General features: G+C 68.9%; 19 protein-coding genes, 2 tRNA genes and 1 pseudogene. 13 read left to right on the top strand and 9 right to left on the bottom strand.

Features of this window, described 5'->3' with window-relative positions:
• The first annotated feature begins 56 nt into the window (after positions 1 to 56).
• The 4 genes from G528_RS0106405 to G528_RS0106390 all read left to right on the top strand — a co-directional run bounded on the left by G528_RS0106405 (position 57) and on the right by G528_RS0106390 (position 4,184).
• Positions 57 to 1,937, top strand: a complete 1,881-nt coding sequence (locus G528_RS0106405; protein ID WP_084638063.1) for an acetolactate synthase large subunit — start codon at positions 57 to 59, stop codon at positions 1,935 to 1,937.
• Positions 1,934 to 2,434 (top strand): acetolactate synthase small subunit, encoded by a 501-nt coding sequence (gene ilvN / locus G528_RS0106400; RefSeq protein WP_026918252.1) that lies wholly within the window; start codon positions 1,934 to 1,936, stop codon positions 2,432 to 2,434. Before G528_RS0106405 ends, ilvN begins: the two co-directional genes overlap by 4 nt.
• 127 nt (positions 2,435 to 2,561) lie before the next feature.
• Positions 2,562 to 3,563, top strand: coding sequence for a ketol-acid reductoisomerase (gene ilvC / locus G528_RS0106395; RefSeq protein WP_211220603.1), 1,002 nt, complete (start codon positions 2,562 to 2,564; stop codon positions 3,561 to 3,563).
• A gap of 174 nt (positions 3,564 to 3,737) precedes the next feature.
• Positions 3,738 to 4,184, top strand: a complete 447-nt coding sequence (locus tag G528_RS0106390; RefSeq protein WP_026918250.1) for an SRPBCC family protein — start codon at positions 3,738 to 3,740, stop codon at positions 4,182 to 4,184.
• A gap of 95 nt (positions 4,185 to 4,279) precedes the next feature.
• On the opposite strand, the gene G528_RS0106385 is transcribed toward G528_RS0106390, so the two are convergent.
• Positions 4,280 to 4,945, bottom strand: coding sequence for a trypsin-like serine protease (locus tag G528_RS0106385; RefSeq protein WP_026918249.1), 666 nt, complete (start codon positions 4,943 to 4,945; stop codon positions 4,280 to 4,282).
• A gap of 277 nt (positions 4,946 to 5,222) precedes the next feature.
• On the opposite strand from G528_RS0106385, the gene serA reads away from it, so the two are divergent.
• Together serA and G528_RS0106375 are read left to right on the top strand one after the other, a co-directional pair.
• Positions 5,223 to 6,818, top strand: a complete 1,596-nt coding sequence (serA, locus tag G528_RS0106380; RefSeq protein ID WP_026918248.1) for a phosphoglycerate dehydrogenase — start codon at positions 5,223 to 5,225, stop codon at positions 6,816 to 6,818.
• An 11-nt stretch (positions 6,819 to 6,829) separates the two neighbouring features.
• On the top strand, positions 6,830 to 7,840 hold the full coding sequence (locus G528_RS0106375) for a 3-isopropylmalate dehydrogenase (protein ID WP_026918247.1): 1,011 nt from the start codon (positions 6,830 to 6,832) through the stop codon (positions 7,838 to 7,840).
• A 47-nt stretch (positions 7,841 to 7,887) separates the two neighbouring features.
• On the opposite strand, the gene G528_RS0106370 is transcribed toward G528_RS0106375, so the two are convergent.
• Positions 7,888 to 9,141, bottom strand: a complete 1,254-nt coding sequence (locus tag G528_RS0106370; RefSeq protein WP_245569690.1) for an MFS transporter — start codon at positions 9,139 to 9,141, stop codon at positions 7,888 to 7,890.
• Positions 9,142 to 9,223: 82 nt separating this feature from the next.
• Here G528_RS0106370 and G528_RS0106365 point away from each other — a divergent pair, with 82 nt between their 5' ends.
• Complete coding sequence (locus G528_RS0106365; RefSeq protein ID WP_026918245.1) at positions 9,224 to 9,994, top strand: fumarylacetoacetate hydrolase family protein; 771 nt, start codon at positions 9,224 to 9,226, stop codon at positions 9,992 to 9,994.
• Positions 9,995 to 10,039: 45 nt separating this feature from the next.
• On the opposite strand, the gene G528_RS0106360 is transcribed toward G528_RS0106365, so the two are convergent.
• Together G528_RS0106360 and G528_RS0106355 are read right to left on the bottom strand one after the other, a co-directional pair.
• Positions 10,040 to 11,032 (bottom strand): DUF1648 domain-containing protein, encoded by a 993-nt coding sequence (locus G528_RS0106360; protein ID WP_026918244.1) that lies wholly within the window; start codon positions 11,030 to 11,032, stop codon positions 10,040 to 10,042.
• Positions 11,029 to 11,379 (bottom strand): GntR family transcriptional regulator, encoded by a 351-nt coding sequence (locus G528_RS0106355; RefSeq protein WP_026918243.1) that lies wholly within the window; start codon positions 11,377 to 11,379, stop codon positions 11,029 to 11,031. The genes G528_RS0106360 and G528_RS0106355 overlap by 4 nt, the downstream gene beginning before the upstream one ends.
• A gap of 102 nt (positions 11,380 to 11,481) precedes the next feature.
• Between G528_RS0106355 and gltX the strand changes: the two genes are divergently transcribed.
• The 3 genes from gltX to G528_RS0106340 all read left to right on the top strand — a co-directional run bounded on the left by gltX (position 11,482) and on the right by G528_RS0106340 (position 13,287).
• Complete coding sequence (gltX, locus tag G528_RS0106350) at positions 11,482 to 12,981, top strand: glutamate--tRNA ligase (RefSeq protein WP_026918242.1); 1,500 nt, start codon at positions 11,482 to 11,484, stop codon at positions 12,979 to 12,981.
• A 107-nt stretch (positions 12,982 to 13,088) separates the two neighbouring features.
• Positions 13,089 to 13,160: transfer RNA gene (locus G528_RS0106345), tRNA-Gln, on the top strand.
• A 54-nt stretch (positions 13,161 to 13,214) separates the two neighbouring features.
• Positions 13,215 to 13,287: transfer RNA gene (locus G528_RS0106340), tRNA-Glu, on the top strand.
• A gap of 84 nt (positions 13,288 to 13,371) precedes the next feature.
• On the opposite strand, the gene G528_RS0106335 is transcribed toward G528_RS0106340, so the two are convergent.
• Positions 13,372 to 13,872 (bottom strand): pyridoxamine 5'-phosphate oxidase family protein, encoded by a 501-nt coding sequence (locus G528_RS0106335; RefSeq protein ID WP_026918241.1) that lies wholly within the window; start codon positions 13,870 to 13,872, stop codon positions 13,372 to 13,374.
• A gap of 48 nt (positions 13,873 to 13,920) precedes the next feature.
• Positions 13,921 to 14,622, bottom strand: coding sequence for an IclR family transcriptional regulator (locus tag G528_RS0106330; protein ID WP_026918240.1), 702 nt, complete (start codon positions 14,620 to 14,622; stop codon positions 13,921 to 13,923).
• An 82-nt stretch (positions 14,623 to 14,704) separates the two neighbouring features.
• Here G528_RS0106330 and leuC point away from each other — a divergent pair, with 82 nt between their 5' ends.
• From leuC to G528_RS0106315, 3 genes are all read left to right on the top strand, one after another.
• Positions 14,705 to 16,153 (top strand): 3-isopropylmalate dehydratase large subunit, encoded by a 1,449-nt coding sequence (leuC, locus tag G528_RS0106325; protein WP_425402214.1) that lies wholly within the window; start codon positions 14,705 to 14,707, stop codon positions 16,151 to 16,153.
• Between the two features lie 28 nt (positions 16,154 to 16,181).
• Positions 16,182 to 16,772, top strand: a complete 591-nt coding sequence (gene leuD, locus G528_RS0106320; protein ID WP_026918238.1) for a 3-isopropylmalate dehydratase small subunit — start codon at positions 16,182 to 16,184, stop codon at positions 16,770 to 16,772.
• 183 nt (positions 16,773 to 16,955) lie between these two features.
• The gene (locus tag G528_RS0106315; protein ID WP_026918237.1) at positions 16,956 to 17,597 is read left to right on the top strand and encodes an HU family DNA-binding protein; all 642 of its coding nucleotides are present in this window, start codon (positions 16,956 to 16,958) and stop codon (positions 17,595 to 17,597) included.
• Between the two features lie 39 nt (positions 17,598 to 17,636).
• On the opposite strand, the gene G528_RS0106310 is transcribed toward G528_RS0106315, so the two are convergent.
• The 3 genes and pseudogenes from G528_RS0106310 to G528_RS18940 form a co-directional block, all read right to left on the bottom strand.
• Positions 17,637 to 18,548, bottom strand: a complete 912-nt coding sequence (locus tag G528_RS0106310; protein ID WP_026918236.1) for an NUDIX hydrolase — start codon at positions 18,546 to 18,548, stop codon at positions 17,637 to 17,639.
• Positions 18,548 to 20,734 (bottom strand): RNA degradosome polyphosphate kinase, encoded by a 2,187-nt coding sequence (locus G528_RS0106305; RefSeq protein WP_026918235.1) that lies wholly within the window; start codon positions 20,732 to 20,734, stop codon positions 18,548 to 18,550. The genes G528_RS0106310 and G528_RS0106305 overlap by 1 nt, the downstream gene beginning before the upstream one ends.
• Positions 20,731 to 21,229, bottom strand: a pseudogene (locus tag G528_RS18940) (2-phospho-L-lactate guanylyltransferase); the annotation flags it as partial. The pseudogene G528_RS18940 and the gene G528_RS0106305, both read right to left, overlap by 4 nt.

Here is a 21,229-nt window from a genome sequence, read left to right as displayed (position 1 = left end):
CGGGGTCGGGCCGGGAGCGTGGAAGAGCAGAACACGAAACAGATGAGGATCGTGCAGTGAGTAATCCAACAGCGCGTGGACCGCGACCGCAGTCGCCGTCCACGGAGGGAATGCGTTCGCCGGACGCCGTCGTCGCTCCCGAGCGAGTCACCGGCGCCCAGTCGGTCGTCCGGTCGCTCGAAGAGCTCGGCGTCGAGGTCGTGTTCGGCATTCCCGGCGGAGCTGTGCTCCCGGTCTACGATCCGCTGCTCGACTCGCAGCGCGTCCGCCACGTGCTCGTCCGTCACGAGCAGGGTGCAGGCCACGCCGCCACCGGATACGCGCAGGTGAAGGGGCGGGCGGGCGTGATGATGGCGACCTCCGGGCCCGGCGCCACCAACCTGGTGACCCCGCTGGCCGACGCGCAGATGGACTCGGTTCCGGTGGTCGCGATCACCGGACAGGTCGGTCGCTCGCTCATCGGCACCGACGGCTTCCAGGAGGCCGACATCTCCGGCATCACCATGCCGATCACCAAGCACAACTTCCTGGTGAGCTCCGCCGCGGACATCCCGCGGATCATCGCCGAGGCGTTCTTCATCGCCGAGTCGGGCCGTCCGGGCGCCGTCCTCGTCGACATCCCCAAGGACATCCTGCAGGCGCAGACCACGTTCGCGTGGCCGCCCCAGTTCGAGCTGCCCGGATACCGACCCGTCACCAAGCCGCACGGCAAGCAGATCCGGGAGGCGGCCCGCATGATCGCGGCGGCCAGCGCGCCGGTCCTGTACGTCGGCGGCGGCATCATCAAGGCCGAGGCGTCCGCCGAGCTCGCCGAGCTCGCCGAGCTCACCGGCATCCCGGTGGTCACCACCCTCATGGCCCGCGGCGCGTTCCCGGACAGCCACCGGCTGCACATGGGGATGCCGGGCATGCACGGTTCGGTCGGCGCCGTCGGCGCACTCCAGCGCAGTGACCTGCTGATCACCCTGGGCGCGCGCTTCGACGACCGCGTCACCGGACAGCTGGACTCCTTCGCGCCGGGCGCCAAGGTGATCCACGCCGACATCGACCCCGCGGAGATCGGCAAGAACCGCGACGTCGACGTGCCGATCGTCGGCGACGCCAAAGCCGTCATCACCGAACTCATCGAGGCGGTCCGCGCCGATCTGGCCGCCGGCGGATCGCTGCCGGAGATGACCAAGTGGTGGGAGTACCTCGAGGATCTGCGCACCACCTACCCGCTGAGCTACGACGCGCAGTCCGACGGTTCGCTGTCGCCGGAATACGTGATCTCCGAGCTGGGCAGGGCCGCGGGCCCCGACGCCGTGTACGTCGCGGGTGTGGGCCAGCACCAGATGTGGGCCGCACAGTTCATCGACTACGAGAAGCCGCGGACGTGGCTCAACTCGGGCGGTCTGGGGACGATGGGGTACTCGATCCCCGCCGCGATGGGGGCCAAGGCGGCCGCACCCGACACGGAGGTGTGGGCCGTCGACGGTGACGGATGCTTCCAGATGACCAACCAGGAGCTCGCCACCTGCGCGATCGAGGGGCTGCCGATCAAGGTGGCGCTGATCAACAACGGCAACCTCGGCATGGTCCGGCAGTGGCAGACCCTCTTCTACGAGCAGCGCTACTCCAACACCGACCTCTCGACGCACTCGCGGATGATCCCGGACTTCGTCAAGCTCGGCGAGGCGCTCGGCTGCGTGGCCTTCCGCGTCGAGAAGGAGGAGGACGTCGCGCCGACCATCGCCAAGGCGCGCGAGATCAACGACCGCCCGGTCCTCATCGACTTCATCGTCGGCAAGGACGCCCAGGTGTGGCCGATGGTCGCCGCGGGCACCGGCAACGACGAGATCATGGCGGCGCGCGACATCCGGCCGCTGTTCGACGACGACGAGTCGGTGGCCGACCCGGTCGAGATCCACGGCACGATGGAAGGGAACCAGCAGTGAGCACCCATACCCTGAGCGTCCTGGTCGAAGACCGGCCGGGCGTCCTGGCCCGCGTCTCGGGCCTGTTCTCCCGCCGCGGCTTCAACATCGAGTCGCTGGCCGTCGGACCGACCGAGAACAAGGGGATCTCCCGGATGACCATCATGGTCTCGGTGGAGGACTTCCCCCTCGAACAGGTCACCAAGCAGCTCAACAAGCTGGTGAACGTGATCAAGATCGTGGAGCAGGAGCCGGCGAACTCGGTCTCCCGCGAACTGATCCTCATCAAGGTCCGCGCCGACGCGGGGAACCGCAGCGACCTCATCGACGTGGTGAACCTGTTCCGCGCCAAGGTCGTCGACGTCTCACCGGAGTCGGTGACCGTCGAGGCGACCGGCACCTCCGACAAGCTGGAGGCGTTGCTGCGGATGCTGGATCCGTACGGCATCCGCGAGATCGCTCAGTCCGGCGGCGTCACCCTCGGCCGCGGACCGAAGAGCATGTCGGCCAATCGCTGACCCGGCCGTGCACGCCCGGGCGCGGGCGCGGTTCAATAGACACGACAAGATAGACACGACAACACCGACCGACACGGACGAGACTGTGTCCGGACTCTTCTGAAGGGAAACAACTGTGGCAGTCGAGATGTTCTACGACGACGACGCCGACCTGTCGATCATCCAGGGCCGCAAGGTCGCGGTGATCGGCTACGGCAGCCAGGGCCACGCGCACTCGCTGTCGCTGCGCGATTCGGGCGTCGAGGTGGTCATCGGCCTGCGCGAGGGATCGAAGTCGCGCGAGAAGGCTCAGGAGCAGGGGCTGACCGTGATGACCGCGGCCGAGGCGGCGGCGTGGGCCGACGTCATCATGCTGCTGGCTCCCGACACCAGCCAGGCCTCGATCTTCACCGAGGCGATCGAGCCGAACCTGAAGGACGGCGACGCGCTGTTCTTCGGTCACGGCCTCAACATCCACTTCGACCTCATCACGCCGGCCGACAACATCACGGTCGCGATGGTCGCGCCCAAGGGCCCGGGGCACCTGGTCCGTCGCCAGTTCGTCGACGGCAAGGGCGTTCCGGCTCTGATCGCCGTCGACCAGGACCCGAAGGGCGAGGGCCAGGCGCTCGCGCTGAGCTACGCCAAGGCCATCGGCGGCACCCGCGCGGGCGTCATCAAGACCTCCTTCAAGGAGGAGACCGAGACCGACCTGTTCGGTGAGCAGGCCGTGCTCTGCGGTGGCACCGAGGAACTGGTCAAGACCGGTTTCGAGGTCATGGTCGAGGCCGGCTACGCGCCGGAGATGGCGTACTTCGAGGTCCTGCACGAGCTGAAGCTGATCGTCGACCTCATGTACGAGGGCGGCATCGCACGCATGAACTACTCGGTGTCCGACACCGCGGAGTTCGGCGGCTACCTGTCCGGTCCGCGCGTCATCGACGCCGACACCAAGGAGCGCATGCGGGCCATCCTCAAGGACATTCAGGACGGCACCTTCGTCAAGCGTCTCGTCGCGAACGTCGAGGGCGGCAACAAGGAGCTGGAGGGCCTCCGCAAGGAGAACGCCGAGCACCCGATCGAGGTCACCGGCCAGAAGCTGCGCGACCTGATGAGCTGGGTCGACCGCCCGATCACCGAGACCGCGTAGCTCCGCACGATTGCAGCGACGACCCCGCACCCGCCTCCGCGGTGGGTGCGGGGTCGTCTGCGTGATACCCGCGGAGTGCGGGGTCCGCGACGACTGTGCCATCGGTGCATGGCATTGTTGTCCCCACATGTCTGTGACACCACCGTTTCAGATCGATCGTCTCCAGGAGGAGCCATGCCGTCAGTCCGGCACCAGGCACGGTCCAGCCGTCCGCGCGCCGAAGTGTTCGCCTACGTCGACGACCACACCAACGTCCCCGACTGGATGTTCGGAATCACGTCGTTCGTCGCCAGGGATCCGTCGCAGACATCGGGTCTGGGCGCCACCTACGACGCCGTGATGAAGATCGGGCCGAAATCGCTGTCGTCGACGGTTCAGGTGACCGAATGGGTCGAGAACGAGCGGATCGTGCTCACCTCGATCGCGGGATTCGACGTCAGCACGGGCTGGCGGTTCGCCGACGGCGACGACGGGCAGACGGTGCTCGACGTGAACTTCGACTACACCCTGCCCGGCGGGCTGGCCGGCCGGGCGTTGGCCGCCATCATCGAACCCGTGGTCGGGCAGGCCGTCCGCCAGACCGAATCGGCACTGCGCGCGAACGTCGAGGGTGCGGCCTGATCACCGGACGGTACCGATCACAGGACGAAGGCGGGCGGACCGATCATCTCGGTCCGCCCGCCTTCGCATTCTGCTGTTCGCGATGATCCCGCGGATCAGGCGACCTTGAAGTTGCCGTAGCCCTTCGCGTCGAGTCGCTTGAGGATCGTCGAGATGTTGGTGCCGGTCTCCGGGCCGAGGCAGGAGACGAAGTAGTAGGCGTTCACCATGCCGACGAGGCGGTCGCCGACGACGACCGGGCTGCCCGAGTCGCCTTCGATCACGCACATCTGGCTGAAGTGCGTCTGCTTGTCGGAGAACCAGGTGACACCGCAGGTGTTGCCGGTGGTGCGGCCCGACTTGCACAGGACCGTCGGAAAGTTCACCGGACGCTTGCTGATGCCGCGAATGGTCACGCCGCGCACGGTGCGGACCGGGCGCACATTGGATCCGAGCTTGATGACGGCCATGTCGATGTCGGCCGCGGTGTACGCGATGGTGCCGATCTGGCCGCGGCTGGTGAAGTTCTCGGAGAACACGCGCTGGCCGGGCTTTCCGCAGTGACCGGCGGTGAGGGCGATCAGCTCGCCCTTGTGCTTACCGGCCGTGGGGCGGCCGACGGCCGTGACGGTGCAGGCCGAGGCGGTGTTTCCGCCCTTGGAGACGAGGATCGACGATCCGCCGCCCAGCGGCACGGGTGCCGCCGCCTCCGCGTGTGGAACTCCGACCAGTGACAGGAGCCCCGCGGCCACGACCGCGAGCATCACCGTCAGCTTCTTCATGGGCTTCTCCGCTCAGTACTTCGTCCTCGGCCCGCGCGATCTGCACCGGACAGGCCTACTCTAAGTGCGTCCTCGGACAACCCCCACTGTCCACCTCACGTCCTGATCAAGTTGTGATGGAATCGAGACGACCCTTAGAACGTACCCGTCGCGCGTGTCGAGTGCCACATTCCGCGGAGGGCGGATGAGGCCGTCGGCCGTGTCCCGCCTACAGTGAACGAGCAAGTCTTGGGTGCCGCACGGGTGTCCATCGCCGACAAGAATCCTGGAGAGTGTAGTGACCGAAAGCGGCCGTCCAGTCGTCCTCATCGCTGACAAACTCGCACCTTCGACGGTGGAGGCCCTCGGGTCCGACGTCGAGGTCCGCTGGGTCGACGGCCCCGATCGTCCGAAGCTCCTCGAGGCCGTCGTCGACGCCGACGCCCTGCTGGTCCGTTCGGCCACCACCGTCGACGCCGAGGTCCTGGACGCGGGCAAGAACCTCACCATCATCGCCCGTGCCGGCGTCGGCCTCGACAACGTCGACGTGCCCGCCGCGACCGAACGCGGCGTCATGGTGGTCAACGCCCCGACGTCCAACATCCACTCGGCGGCCGAGCACGCGATCGCCCTCCTGATGTCGACCGCGCGCCAGGTCCCGGCGGCCGACGCGACGCTCAAGGAGCACACCTGGAAGCGGTCGTCGTTCTCCGGTGTGGAACTGTTCGACAAGACGGTCGGCGTCATCGGCATGGGACGCATCGGCCAGCTCGTCGCGCAGCGGCTGTCGGCGTTCGAGACCCGCGTGGTGGCCTACGACCCCTACGCCTCGGCGGCCCGAGCGGCCCAGCTCGGCATCGAACTGGTCGATCTCGACGAACTGCTGGAGCGCGCCGACTTCATCACCATCCACCTCCCCAAGACCAAGGAGACGGCCGGTCTGATCGGCGCCGAGCAGCTCACCAAGGTCAAGGACGGCGTCATCATCGTCAACGCCGCGCGCGGCGGACTGATCGACGAGCAGGCGCTGGCCGACGCGATCACCGCGGGCCGCGTCCGCGGAGCGGGCCTCGACGTCTTCGACTCCGAGCCGTGCACCGACTCGCCGCTCTTCGAACTCGACCAGGTGGTCGTCACACCGCACCTCGGCGCCTCGACGGCCGAGGCGCAGGACCGGGCGGGCACCGACGTCGCGGCCAGCGTGAAGCTCGCCCTCGCCGGCGACTTCGTTCCGGACGCCGTCAACGTCAGCGGCGGCCCCGTCGACGAGCTCGTCGCCCCGTGGCTCGAGCTCACCCGCAAGCTGGGCGTCCTCGCCGGCGTCGTCGCCGGCGCGATGCCGACCAACCTCACCGTCGAGGTGCGCGGCGAACTGTCGGCGAGCCCCGTCGACGTCCTCGGCCTCTCCGCACTGCGGGGACTGTTCTCGGCGGTCGTCGACGAACCGATCACCTTCGTCAACGCCCCGACGGTGGCCTCCGAGCGGGGCGTGACCCACGAGGTCGTCACCGAGACCGAGAGCCCCAACCACCGGAGCCAGGTCGACGTCCGGGCCGTGTTCGCCGACGGCGCCGTGGTGAACGTGGCCGGCAGCCTCACCGGTCCGACGGCGGTCGAGAAGATCGTGAACATCAACGGCCGCAACTTCGACCTCCGGGCCGAGGGCCGCAACCTCCTCGTCAGCTACGCCGACCAGCCGGGATCCCTCGGCAAGATCGGCACGCTCCTCGGCGAGTCCGGCGTCGACATCGTCGCCGCCGCGCTCGCCCAGGACGTGGAGGGCGAGGGCGCCACCATGATCCTGCGCCTCGACCGTGAGATCGACGACGCCCTGGTCGGCTCCATCGGCGAGGCCGTGAACGCCACCCTGATCAAGCAGGTGGATCTGTCATGACCGATCAGCCCATGAAGCTCGCCGTCATCCCCGGCGACGGAATCGGCCCCGAGGTGGTCGAGCAGGCGCTCCGCGTGCTGCGCAAACTGCACCCGGACGTCGAGACCACCGAGTACGACTTCGGTGCCCGCCGCTACCACAGCACCGGCGATCTGCTGACCGACGCCGACGTCGCATCGCTGCGCGAGCACGACGCGATCCTCCTCGGCGCGATCGGCGACCCGTCGGTTCCGTCGGGCACCCTGGAGCGCGGTTTTCTGCTGAAGATGCGCTTCATCCTCGATCACCACGTGAACCTGCGCCCGTCGATCCTGTTCGACGGGGTCGAGTCACCGCTCGCCGGTCGACCCGACATCGACTTCGTCGTGGTGCGCGAGGGCACCGAGGGGCCGTACACCGGCAACGGCGGAGCCATCCGAGTCGGCACGCCGAACGAGGTCGCGACCGAGGTGAGCGTCAACACCCGGTTCGGCATCGAGCGGGTGATCCGCGATGCGTTCGCGCGTGCTCGGGCGCGCCGCAAGAAGTTGACGCTGGTGCACAAGAACAACGTGCTCAGCTTCGCCGGTGGGATGTGGACCCGTGCGGTCGAGGAGATCGGCGCGGAGTTCCCGGACGTGGCCACCGACTACATTCATGTGGACGCTGCCACCATCTATCTGGTCACCGACCCGGGTCGGTTCGACGTGATCGTCACCGACAACCTGTTCGGCGACATCATCACCGACCTGGCGGCCGCGGTCTCCGGCGGGATCGGGCTGGCGGCGTCGGGCAACATCGACGCCACTCGCGCCAACCCGTCGATGTTCGAACCCGTCCACGGGAGTGCGCCGGACATCGCCGGCCAGAACATCGCCGACCCGACCGCCGCGATCCTGTCGGTGAGCCTGCTGCTGCGTCACCTCGGTGACGAGGAGGGCGCCGCGCGCGTGGAGAAGGCGGTCGCCGCTTCGGTCGCGCAGCGCGGTGAGACCCGCGGTTCCACCACCGAGGTGGGCGAGGAGATCCTGTCGCTGGTGTGACGGGTGCCTGATCGTGGCAGGTCCGCCGCGGCGCGGGGGCGGCGTGCTCAACGCGCCGGTCGCGGACCGCTCTCGTCGACCGGCGTCTCGACTCGGCGACGGGGCGGGTCGGCCGGCACCAGCGGGATCGCGAGCAGCGGTGCGACGGCGCCCACCGCGAACGCGGCCGGGTAGCCGCCGAACTCGATCACCGCGCCCAGTACGGGGGTGGCGGCGGCCGTCGTCACGTACTGTGCGGTGTTCTGGACGCCGAGGGCGCGGCCGCTCCAGGACGGGCCGGCGAATTCGGCGATCGCCGTGAAGGCGAGGCCGTTGTCGGCGACGGCGCTGATCGACGCGACGACCATCACGGCGGCGGCCAGCGGGGAGTCGAGCTGATCGGCGAGTGCCAGACCGGCGGTGGTCGCGGTCGCCGCGACGGCGATGGCGCGGATCGGCCGCATCCGCGAACCCCACACGTCGGAGATGCGACCCGCGGCGATGCGTCCGACGGCACCGACGATCTGAGTGCAGGTCACCAGGACACCCGCGGCGAACGGCGACCAGTCGTGACCGACGATCAGCCAGGTGGGGACGAACGTCCACAGCATCGACTGGGGGATCACCAGGAGCAGGCTGACGGCGTGCACGCGCTGCAGGAACGTCGCGCCCCGGTAGGGGTTGGCGGCTGCCGCGTGCGCCGCCGCGGTCAGCGGCGGGTCGACGATGCCGGCGAGCACGGCGACGAGTCCGACCGCCGTGACGATCGGTGGGACGGCGAAGGCGGCCGCGAGGCCGGGGCCGGCGGCGAGCGCGGGCATGGTCAGCGCGCAGAGGGCCACGCCGAGCGGCTGGGCCATCTGCCGGATCCCCATCGCCGTGCCGCGTTGCCGTGCGGGGAACCAGCCGACCACGATGCGTCCGCTCGCGCCGTTCGCGGCACCGGAGCCGAGCCCGCCGATCAGCAGACCGGCGGCCAGTGCGGTGAAACCGGCGTCGGTGAGGGCCGCGGTGAGCGCCATGAGGGTCCCGAACAGGGTGATGCCGAGCGACACGAGGAGGATCCGGCGCTCGCCGAAGCGGTCGAGCGCCGCACCCCAGGCGACGATGGTGAGGGTGAGGCCGATGGTGGGGATGGCGGCGAGCGCGGCGGCCGCGGTCAGCGAGACGCCCTGCTGCTCGTGCAGTGCCGGGATCACGTAGGCCACTCCGGCGGTGGCGCAGGTGGTGGTCATGGCGGCGACCAGCGAGCACACGAGCATCGCCCACCGTTGCGCAGTCGTCGGGTCGTGAGCGCTCATCCGCCATCGGGCCGGCCCCATCACGCTCCTCCCGAAATCCCACCTAATGATATTTCTGTTCCAGAGTATAGAACTCGATGGGGTATGCGATAGCCTGGCGGTCATGAAATTGGGTCGCGTAGCCAGTCCGGACGGTGTCGCATTCGTCGCCGTCGAAGGTGCTCCGGGGGAGGAGACCGCCCGCGAGATCGCCGAGCACCCCTTCGGGGAACCGACGTTCACCGGCCGGTCCTGGAAGCTCGCCGACACCCGGATCCTGGCCCCGATCCTCGCCACCAAGATCATCGCGATCGGCAAGAACTACGCCGCGCACGCCGCCGAGATGGGCGGCGAGGCGCCCGCCGACCCGGTGATCTTCATGAAACCCAACACCTCGATCGTCGGCCCCGGCGCGCCCATCGTCCGCCCGCCGTCGTCCGAGCGAGTCGACTACGAGGGCGAACTGGCCGTCGTCATCGGCCGACCCTGCAAAGACGTGCCCGCCGCCAAAGCCGCCGACGTGATCCTCGGCTACACCGTGGCCAACGACGTGACCGCGCGTGACCAGCAGAAATACGACGGTCAGTGGACACGAGGCAAAGGCTACGACACCTTCTGCCCACTCGGACCCTGGATCGTCACCGACCTCGACGCCGCCGACATCGCGGTGCGCACCGAACTCGACGGAGAGGTCAAACAGTCGAGCCGGACCTCCCTCATGCTGCACAGCGTCGGCGAGATCATCGAATGGGTGTCGCGGGTGATGACACTGCTGCCCGGCGACGTGATCCTCACCGGCACCCCGGAAGGCGTCGGCCCCATGGTCGCAGGCCAGACGGTCTCGGTGACCGTCGACGGAATCGGGACGCTCGCCAACCCGGTCATCGACAAGTGACGCACCCGACCGCCGACTGAAGTCACCGCGCGTCGGCGACGGTGACTAGCGCGCCGACACGTCGGCGACGGCGGCGAGCACGGAGGCCGCGGTCTGCGCGTCACGCATCGTGACCACGAATGTTCGGCCGCCCGACTTGGTGACCGTCAGGGCGGGGCCGGAACGCAGCACCACGCCGAGGGCGCCCGGACGGAACCGGATCCCCCATCCGCCGAACTGGCGGAGGGGCGACACATCGGTCGTCGCGACCTCGGCGACGTCGGCCGCCGCGATCCGAAAGCGGGGCAGTCCGATCAGCGACCGCACGGTCAAGCCGGACTGGTCGATCCGGACATGGAAGGCCATCGTCGATGCGACGGTCAACGCCGTCGCCGCGAGCACGATCAACGGAACGAGCAGGGCCGACGCGGAGTCGCCGTGCAGTCCCGCCGTCGTCACGACGACAAGGGTGACCACGGCGATCGCCACGACGAGCAAGCCGATCGCAGGGCCGATCGTCTCGGTGCTGATCCACAGGAGTCGTTCGCGACCCGATGTCGTGATCGGCGTCGCCGACCGGGTCGGCGGCGGTGTGTCGCGCGGCAGCAGCAACCACGCCGCCAGCCCGACGCCCACGGCCGCGGCGACCCCGACCAGCGAGATGAGGCCCGGTCGTACCGCGTCGTCCCGCGTCTGCTCGAGGACCGTCCAGGTCAGGATCGTGCTCACACCGACAGCGGTCGCCGCGGACACCGCGGCCAGATAGGCGAACGACGAGCCGGCCGAACCCTGACGCAACGGACGGATGTTCGGCGCGACGAGGAGCGCGGGCAGCCCCAGGCCGACGCCGACGGTGATCGCCAGCAGAGTCCACGGCGATCCCCACCCGGCGGGGTCGCCGTCCGCGCTCCAGTGCACGGCGATCCGGTCGGGCAGGTCGGGCCACGCGAGCCCCTGGACGACGGCGGCGACGGCGACCGCGACGAGCGGGATGCCCGCGCCGACGAGGATGAAACCCGCGGAACTGCGCGGGGCGGGAGTGCGGGGGGAACGACTCATCGGAGGGCCTCCTGGATCAGTGCGGTCAGGGTCTGGTGGGACAGTCCGGCGGCGGTGGCCTTCGCGGCGAGCGCGCGGACGTCGTCGTGGACCGAGGTGAGGGCGAGGGCCGCATCGGTGAGGACGGCGCCGCGGCCGCGGCGGAGCTCCACCAGGCCCTCGTCGCGGAGTTCCTGGTAGGCCCGCAGGACGGTGTGGACGTTGACCTCCAGGGCGGCCGCGACCTCGCGTGCCGCCGGCAGTCGATGTCCCGGGCGCATCCGGCCGGCGGCGGCCTCGATGCGGACGTTGTCGGCGATCTGTTGGAAGATCGGTGCGTCGCCGACGGGGTCGATGCGGAACAACATAAACTAGTTCTAGTTCAACTAGAACAATAACGTCAAGGGTTCACGCCGGGACAGCCGACCTCGCCGTGAACCGGAACGGTCCGATGCCCTAGGCTGACCTGCATGACCAGTGCCGAAAACGTCCGTGTCCGCTTCTGCCCGTCGCCCACCGGAACGCCGCACGTCGGCCTCGCCCGCACAGCGCTGTTCAACTACGCCCAGGCCCGCCACACGGGCGGCGCCTTCGTCTTCCGCATCGAGGACACCGACGCGTCCCGTGACAGTCAGGAGTCGTACGACGCCATCCTCGACGCCCTGCGGTGGCTCGGACTCGACTGGGACGAGGGTCCCGAGGTCGGTGGACCGCACGGCCCCTACCGGCAGTCGGAGCGCAAGGACATCCACCTCGACGTCGTCGCGCGCCTGGTGGCCGCGGGCGAGGCGTACGAGGCGTTCTCGACGGCCGACGAGGTGGAGGCCCGCCATCGCGCGGCCGGCCGCGACCCCAAGCTCGGCTACGACAACTTCGACCGCGACCTCACCGATGAGCAGCGTGCGGCCTTCCGCGCCGAAGGGCGCACGCCGGTCATCCGGCTGCGGATGCCCGATGAGGACATCGCGTGGGACGACCTCGTTCGCGGGAGCACCGTCATCAAGGCCGGAACGGTGCCGGACTTCGCTCTCACCCGCGCGGGCGCACCCGACGGCGGGCTCGGGGCGCCGCTGTACACGCTGGTGAACCCGGTGGACGATGCGATGATGAAGATCACGCACGTGCTGCGGGGTGAGGACCTGTTGCCGTCGACCCCGCGGCAGATCGCCCTGTACCGCGCCCTGATGCGGATCGACGTCGCCGAGCGGGTGCCCGAGTTCGGTCACCTGCCGTTCGTGATGGGGGACGGCAACAAGAAGCTCTCGAAGCGCGATCCGGAGTCGAGCCTGTTCCATCACCGCGATCGCGGATTCATCCCGGAGGGGTTGATCAACTACCTGGCGCTCCTCGGATGGGGCATCTCCGCCGACCACGACATCTTCACGCTCGACGAGATGATCGGCGCATTCGATGTGCGCGAGGTGAACTCCAACCCGGCGCGGTTCGACCAGCGCAAGGCCGACTCCATCAACGCCGAGCACATCCGGCGTCTGGATCCGGCGGACTTCGCGGCGCGGCTGCGGACCTACCTGGCCGATCGGGAACTGCTCGTCGACGACGTCGACGATGCGCGGTGGGCGGTGATCGCCGATCTGGTCCAGACGCGGATTCAGGTGCTCGGCGACGCCTGGGCGCTCATCGCATTCCTGTTCGTCACTGATGACGACCTGGAATACGACGAGAAGTCGGTCGCCAAGAACCTCGGCGGGGAGGCGACCGCGGTCCTCGACGCCGCGATCGCCGCGTGCGAGGGCGTGGACGTCTGGGACACGGCGACCCTGGAGGAGACGCTCAAGGGTGCGCTCGTCGAGGGTCTCGGGCTCAAGCCGCGCAAGGCCTTCGGTCCCGTGCGGGTCGGTGTCACCGGTGCCGCGGTGAGCCCGCCGCTCTACGAGTCGATGGAACTGCTGGGGCGTGAGTCGTCGCTGGTTCGGATGCGTCGGGCGCGGGAGCTGTCGGCCTCGCTCTGACGGGTTGACCTGCCGATTTGTGCTTTCGGTGGGGGTTGTTGGTAGTCTTCTTCCCGGCCCGGAAAGCGGACGGCAGGATCAGTCGGTCGAATTTCGGTTCAGACCCTTGGGGTATGGTGTAATTGGCAACACAGCTGATTCTGGTTCAGCCATTCTAGGTTCGAGTCCTGGTACCCCAGCAAAGTACACGGATGTTACTCTGTGTGCCTCACAACTCCATGGAGTTGTCCTAGGGCCCCGTCGTCTAGCGGCCTAGGACGCCGCCCTCTCAAGGCGGTAGCGCGGGTTCGAATCCCGTCGGGGCTACAACGCATCGAGCGGACTGTGCCGTATTTCGTTACCCGATTCGGGTAACGAAATACGGCACAGTCGTCTCTGGGGGGAACGGGGTCAGTCGGTGAGGAACTGGGCGGTGGTGCCGCCGAGCGGGATCGCGGGAAGGCCCAGCTTGCGGTGGTCCCACGACCGCGTGCGGGTGCCCTTCAATCGGACGGCCACGCGCTTGTTCATCATCGCCTCGACCGCGGGCTTCAGCTCGTCGCTGTAGGGGCCGTTGTACCGCTCCCAGACGGAGACGCCGACCGCGAGGCACGTGTCGGGATCGTCGTGGATCTCGACGGTGCCCTCGATGCTGACGCCGCGCAGCGTGTCGTAGGTGAGTCCGTCCTCGATGAGGACGGTGGCGCGCGGGTCGCGGCGGAGGTTGACGATCTTCTGCGACTTCGCCTTGGTCTCGAACCAGATCTCACCGTCGATGACGGCGTACCACATGGCCAGCAGGTGGATCCCGTCTCTGCCGTGGGTTGCGAGGGATGCGGTCCGGTGTCGGTCGATGAACTCGGTGATCTCCTCGTCGGACATCACGATCTGTGCGCGCTGGTTGGTTCCCATGCCCGAGACGTTAGCCGAGTCACACGAAGCCGTGACGCACCGGACGAGTTACAGGCGGGCGCCGATCGCCTCGGCGGCGGCGAGCAGATCGGCGGCCCAGCGTTCGCCGGGGCGACGACCCATGCGGTCGATGGGGCCGGACACCGAGACGGCGGCGACCACCTCGCCCAGCGGGCTGCGGACCGGTGCGGAGATGCTTGCGACGCCCGCGGCCCGCTCGGCCACGCTCTGCGCCCACCCGCGACGACGCGTCTCGGCCAAGGTCCGCTGGGTGTAGACGGCGTCGGGCAGAAGGCCGGCGACGGTGTCGGTGTCGGCCCATGCCAGCAGGACTTTGGCCGCCGATCCCGCCGACATCGGGAGGCGGGTGCCCTCGGGCACCGTGTCGCGCAGACCGGTGGGCGGCTCCGCGGCGGCCATGCAGACTCGCTCGGCGCCTTCGCGGCGATAGAGTTGCACCGATTCTCCGGTGGTCTCCTGGAGTCGGGGGAGGATCAGCAGCGCCGCGTCGCGGACGTGGTCGCGGGCCGACGACGCGAGGCGGCCGAGGGCGGGCCCGGGGGTCCACCGGCCGGACTCGTCGCGGGCGAGCAGTTGGTGCACCTCGAGGCCCACGGACAGCCGATGGGCGGTCGCCCGGGGCAGTCCGGTGGTGTCGCAGAGCTCGCCGAGGTTGCGCGGTTGCGCGGCCACGGCGTGCAGAATCATCACGGATTTGTCGAGCACGCCGATTCCGCTATCCTTTCCCATAGGACGATACTAGCGGTCCAAATACTGAGAATGAAGTCGATGTCCGAACGAGATCGACTTCGGCAGCGACAACTACGAGTAGATGGCAGAGCTCATGAGCGAGAACTCCGGCACGCCGCGCACTCTGGCGGAGAAGGTCTGGGACGACCACGTGGTGGTCCCCGGAACGGTCGACGCAGGCGGCGAGGCCACCCCCGACCTGATCTACATCGACCTGCACCTGGTGCACGAGGTGACCAGCCCGCAGGCCTTCGACGGCCTCCGCATGGCGGGACGAGAGCTCCGCCGTCCGGACCTCACGATCGCCACCGAGGACCACAACGTCCCGACCGTCGACATCTTCAGCCCCATCGCCGACCAGGTCTCGGCTCTTCAGGTGGAGACGCTGCGGAAGAACTGCGAGGAGTTCGGTGTCCGCCTGTACCCGATGGGTGACGCCGAGCAGGGCATCGTTCACGTCGTCGGCCCGCAGCTCGGTCTCACCCAGCCCGGCATGACCGTGGTGTGCGGCGACAGCCACACGTCCACCCACGGTGCGTTCGGCGCGCTCGCGATGGGCATCGGCACCTCCGAGGTGGAGCACGTCATGGCCACTCAGACGCTGTCGCTGCGTCCCTTCAAGTCCATGGCGATCACGGTCGACGGCGAACTGCCCGACGGTGTGACGAGCAAGGACCTCATCCTGGCGGTGATCGCGGAGATCGGCACCGGCGGCGGCCAGGGCCATGTCCTGGAGTACCGCGGGTCGGCCATCGAGAAGCTCTCGATGGAAGCACGGATGACGATCTGCAACATGTCGATCGAGGCGGGTGCCCGTGCGGGGATGATCGCCCCCGACGCGACCACCTACGAGTTCCTCAAGGGGCGTCCGCATGCGCCGACCGGCGCGGACTGGGACGCGGCCGTGGAGTACTGGGATTCACTGCGAACCGACGACGACGCGGTCTTCGACCGCGAGGTGCGCATCGACGCCTCGACCCTCACTCCGTTCGTGACCTGGGGGACGAACCCCGGGCAGGGCCTGCCGCTCGGTGCGTCGGTGCCCGACCCCGCCGACATCGTCGACGAGGCCGAGGCGACGGCCGCGGCGCGGGCGCTCGAATACATGGACCTGACTCCCGGGATGCCGCTGCGCGACGTGGCCGTGGACACCGTGTTCGTCGGCTCGTGCACGAACGGCCGGATCGAGGATCTCCGGGCGGTGGCCGACGTCCTGCGCGGTCGTCGGATCGCCGACGGCATGCGGATGCTCGTGGTCCCCGGGTCGATGAAGGTCCGCGAGCAGGCCGAGGTCGAGGGGCTCGGGGAGGTGTTCACCGCCGCGGGCGCCGAGTGGCGCATGGCGGGCTGCTCGATGTGTCTGGGCATGAACCCCGACCAGCTCTCGCCCGGCGAGCGCTGTGCGTCGACGTCGAACCGCAACTTCGAGGGCAGGCAGGGGAAGGGCGGCCGCACCCACCTGGTGTCGCCCGCCGTGGCCGCGGCGACCGCCGTCCGCGGTCGCCTCGCCGCTCCCGCCGACCTGGACTGACCCGAGAATCGATCGCGAGGAACCTCACATGGAACCCATCATCACGCACACCGGAATCGGAGTTCCGCTGCAGCGCAGCAACATCGACACCGACCAGATCATCCCGGCCGTCTACCTCAAACGCGTCACCCGGACCGGATTCGAGGACGGCCTGTTCGCCGGATGGCGGACGGACCCGGACTTCATCCTCAACAACGATCCGTGGAGCAACGGCTCGGTGCTCGTCGCCGGACCCGACTTCGGCACCGGATCGTCGCGTGAGCACGCGGTCTGGGCGCTCATGGACTTCGGCTTCCGGGTCGTCATCTCGTCGCGGTTCGCCGACATCTTCCGCGGGAACTCCGGGAAGGCGGGTCTCGTTGCGGCCCAGGTGGATCAGTCCGACGTCGAGCTGCTGTGGAAGCGGCTCGACGCCGAGCCCGGCCTGGAGGTGACCGTGAGTCTGGACGACATGACGGTCACCGCGGGCGACCTCGTCGTTCCGATGCAGCTCGACGAGTACACGCGCTGGCGCCTCATGGAGGGCCTCGACGACATCGGCCTCACCCTCCGCGAGGTCGACGCCATCGGCGAGTACGAGTCGCGACGTCCGGAGTTCAAGCCCACGACCATTCCCTGATCCGTTCACCCGGGATCCGGGACGCGCACGGCGAGAGCGGGATTCGGTTCCCGCCGTGCGCGGTGTCGGGGATGTCCGCGTTCTTCCGGCATTTGCGCTGGTTCGCAACCTTTTGTGCGGCAAGGCGTTTACCGTGTGGATAATCGGCGGGCCGAGCCGGTGGAGGATCCTGCGGAGGTACGGATGAACAAGGCAGAACTCGTCGAGGAGATCACCAAACGCCTCGACGCTGACAGGAAGACCGCAACCAACTACGTCGAGCAGGTCATCGACACCATCGTGCGCGCCGTGAACAAGGGCGAGAGCGTGACCCTCACCGGCTTCGGCGTTTTCGAGAAGCGTCGCCGTGCCGCGCGGGTCGCTCGCAATCCGCGCACGGGTGAGACCGTGAAGGTCAAGGCGACGTCGGTGCCGGCGTTCCGGCCGGGAGCCCAGTTCAAGGACATCGTCGCGGGGAAGCAGAAGATCAAGGCCGGTGAGCCGGCGGTGAAGCGTGCAGCGGCCGCCACGGACGACGACGCCGCGGACGTCAAGAAGCCCGCCGCGAAGAAGCCGGCGGCGAAGAAGCCGGCGGCGAAGAAGACGGCGGCGAAGAAGACGGCGGCGAAGAAGACGGCGGCGAAGAAGACGGCGGCGAAGAAGACGGCGGCGAAGAAGACGGCGGCGACCAAGCCGGCCGCGAAGAAGACCGCGGCGAAGAAGACCACCGCGACCAAGACCGCGGCAAAGAAGACCACAACAAAGCAGACCGCGGCAAAGAAGTCTCCCGCAAAGAAGGCCCCCGTAAAGAAGACTGCGGCGAAGAAGGGCACCGCCGGGAAGTAGACGCAGCCAAGCGCCTGACGGCCCAGACGCCTCGACCGGTCAGCCCAGGGGATCGGCGATGTGGTCCGCCGTGACCAGGACCCCGTCGCGCACGCTGAGCACCCAGACGCTGCCCTTCTCGGTCCGCGCCGCCGGCAGCAGGACGGCGTCGTCATCGGCCCAGCGCTCCAGGATCGGCGGAATCACACCGCCCTGACTGCACACGACGTGCACCGATCCGGTCTTCGCGCCGATCTTGCGGAGCCGGGCGTGCGCGGCATCCGGATCGGCGTCGAAAGCCTCCTCCGAGAGCGCCGGTTCGGGCCGGATGGCGACGTCGAGCCGTTCGGCCAACGGCTCCAGCGTCTGCACGCATCGCGTACGGTCCGCGGCGTGCAACCGGCCGGCCCCGAACAGTCCCAGGATCTGCGCCAGCGCATCGGCCTGACGGCGACCCACCTCGTCGAGCGGACGCGACACGTCGTCGGCGCCCGGCCACCGGGACCCGGCCCACCCGTGGCGGACCACGAGCAGCGTGTGCAGCTCGCTCACCGGACGGGAGGCGAACTCGTGGAGCACTTCGGCGTCGAGGGCGTAACTGGTCGCCGCGATCGCCTCGTCGACCGGCATCCACCGCAGTTCGTCGCACTCCCGGTTCGGGCGAAAACGGCCGTCGACGACGCGCGCCGACCAATACCCGACCTTTTTGCAGGCCCCCGACGGAAGCCGATAGCGGACCGTTCGCAGATGGTGGCCCAGCCGGATCGCCAGACCCGTCTCCTCGACGATCTCGCGCGCCGCCGTCACCGGGAGGATCTCGCCCGGCTCCGACTTCCCCTTCGGCAGCGACCAGTCGTCGTACCGCGGCCGGTGCACCAACGCCACCTCGACCCCGGAACCCGACGGCCGCCACAGGACACCGCCGCCCGCCCACACCGTCCGAGATGAGCGCGGGCCGACCCGACCGCCCATCAGTGGGCGGCGGGCTCGGCGTGGTGGCGGTTGCGGATCATCATCTGGCGCTGGTGGTCACGGACCTGCTCGCCGGCCGCCGGTTGCGCCTCCCACGAGCCGCTCGGCCGCAACTCCCAGCACCGGGTGCGGGGATCGAGCGCCGAATCGAACATGTCCTGCAGATCGGCGGTGAGTCGCCGGTCGCGGACCTGCACCATCACCTCCACGCGGCGGTCGAGGTTCCGGTGCATCATGTCGGCGCTGCCGATCCAGAACTCGTCCTGCGCACCGAACTGGAGGATCCGCGAGTGTTCCAGGAACTGACCGAGAATGGACCGGACCACGATGTTCTCACTGAGGCCGTCGATCCCGGGCCGCAGCGCGCAGATTCCGCGGACCACCACCTCCACCGGGACACCGGCCTGCGATGCGCGGTAGAGGGCGTCGATCACCTGCTCATCGACGAGCGCGTTCGCCTTCAGCCGGACGCGGGCGCGGTCGTCGCCCGCCTTCTTCAGGGCGATCTCACCGTGAATCCGCTCGATGATGCCGTCGCGGATCCCATGCGGCGCCACCAGCAGATTGCGGTACTCCTGTTTGCGCGAGTATCCGGTGAGCGTGTTGAACAGGTCGGTCAGGTCCGCGCCGATCTCCGGGGCCGCGGTGAACAGGCCGACGTCCTCGTAGAGACGCGCGGTCTTCGGGTTGTAGTTCCCGGTGCCGATGTGGCAGTAGCGCCGCAGCGTGGATCCCTCGCGCCGCACCACCAGACACGTCTTGCAGTGTGTCTTGAGTCCGACCAGTCCGTACACGACGTGGACGCCGGCCTGCTCCAGCTGTCGCGCCCACCGGATGTTCGCCTGTTCGTCGAACCGCGCCTTCAACTCGACGAGCGCGACGACCTGTTTACCGGCGGCGGCGGCGTCGATCAGCGCATTGACGATCGGGGAGTCGCCCGACGTGCGGTACAGCGTCTGTTTGATCGCGAGGACGTGCGGGTCGGCCGCGGCCTGCTCGATGAACCGCTGCACGCTGGTGGAGAACGAGTCGTAGGGATGCTGCACCAGGACGTCGCCCTCACGGAGTGTCGCGAAGACGCTCTTCGGGGTCTCGCGTTCGCCGAACGCCGGATGGGTCGCCGGCACGAAGGGCCGCTCCTTGAGCGCCGGTCGATCGATGCCGTAGATCTGCCACAGGCACGTCAGGTCGAGCAGCCCCGGCACCTGGATGACGTCCGCGGGGTCCACGTCGAGCTCACGCAGCAGCAGATCGAGCATGTAATCGGTCATGTCGTCGCCGACCTCGAGCCGCACCGGCGAGCCGAAACGGCGACGCGCCAGTTCGCGTTCGAGGGCTTGGAGCAGGTCCTCGTCGCGGTCCTCGTCGACCTCGAAGTCGGCATTGCGCGTCACCCGGAACACGTGATGCTCCACGATGTCCATCCCCGGGAAGAGCTCCGTGAGGTTCGCGGCGATCAGATTCTCCACCGGGAGCAGGAGCACGCGCCGGGGCCCGTCGGAGTCGGGGTCGTCGGCGGGCACCAACTGGTCGACCCGCACGAACCGCGAGACGTTGTCGGGGACCTTGACGCGCGCGAAGTGCTGGCCGCCCTCGGTGCGGTCGCGGACCGTCACCGCCAGATTGAGGCTCAGCCCCGAGATGTACGGGAACGGGTGGGCGGGGTCGACGGCGAGCGGCGTCAGAATCGGGAAGAGCTCGTTGTGGAAGTGATCCTGCAGGCGGGTTCGCTGCTCGGCGCTGAGATCGTCCCACCCGACGATGTGGATGTTCTCCTCGGACAGCGCGGGAGCCACCGAATCGCGGAACACGCGAGCATGCCGATCGGCCACCTTCTGGGTGCGCACCGCGATCATCTGCAGCTGCTCGCGCGGCGACCGCCCGTCCGCCGATCGCACCGACAGGCCCGTCTCGTCGCGTCGTTTCAGTCCGGCGACGCGGACCATGAAGAACTCATCGAGATTCGAGGCGAAGATCGCGAGGAACTTCGCGCGTTCCAACAGCGGCAGCGAGACGTCCTCGGCGAGGGCCAGGACACGCGAGTTGAAGTCGATCCAGCTCAGTTCGCGGTTCAGATACCGGTCGGCCGGAAGGTCCGCCGCCTCGTCCGGATCGACCGTCTCGGCGGGCAGCGCCGATGGCAGGGTCGTCAGGGATTCGTCATCGATCTCGTCCGTGGCACTCACGAGTCAATTGTGAACCATCGAGGCGATGCTGTCGCGTCCACGCGACGCAAACCACGCAGCACCGTCGTCGTCTCGGGTCCCACCCCGAGTGCGCGGGCGGCGCCGAGATCGTCGGCCGTGTCGACGTCGGTGCGCAGACCGGACCACCGACGGCGTGCCGGATCGAGTTCCACCGCGCCCGCTCCGCGGTGGTGGGCGGCGGAGGCGGGACCGAATCGCGGAGCGAAGGACGGTCCGGCGGGCACCGCGAGCAGGACGGTGCCCTCCCCGGCGCGGTCGGCCACCAGCGCCGCGGGCGCTCCGGTCGCCAGCGCGGCCTCGGCCTCCCCGACGGCGTCGCGCAGCACCTCCGGCGTCAGGGCCGGAAGGTCGGGCTGCACCACGACGATCGTCCTCGCCGCGGGGGCGGCCGCCGCGATGCCGGCGGTGAGCGCGATGTTCAGCGTGCTGAACCGGATGTCGCCGCCGGTGGCGTCCGGCGGTGCGGTCGGCTCG

The sequence above is a fragment of the Gordonia shandongensis DSM 45094 genome (genome assembly GCF_000423025.1).
GTDB lineage: Bacteria > Actinomycetota > Actinomycetes > Mycobacteriales > Mycobacteriaceae > Gordonia > Gordonia shandongensis.
The sequence above is the reverse complement of the archived record's forward strand: the minus strand, read 5'-3'. Positions and strand labels throughout refer to the sequence as shown.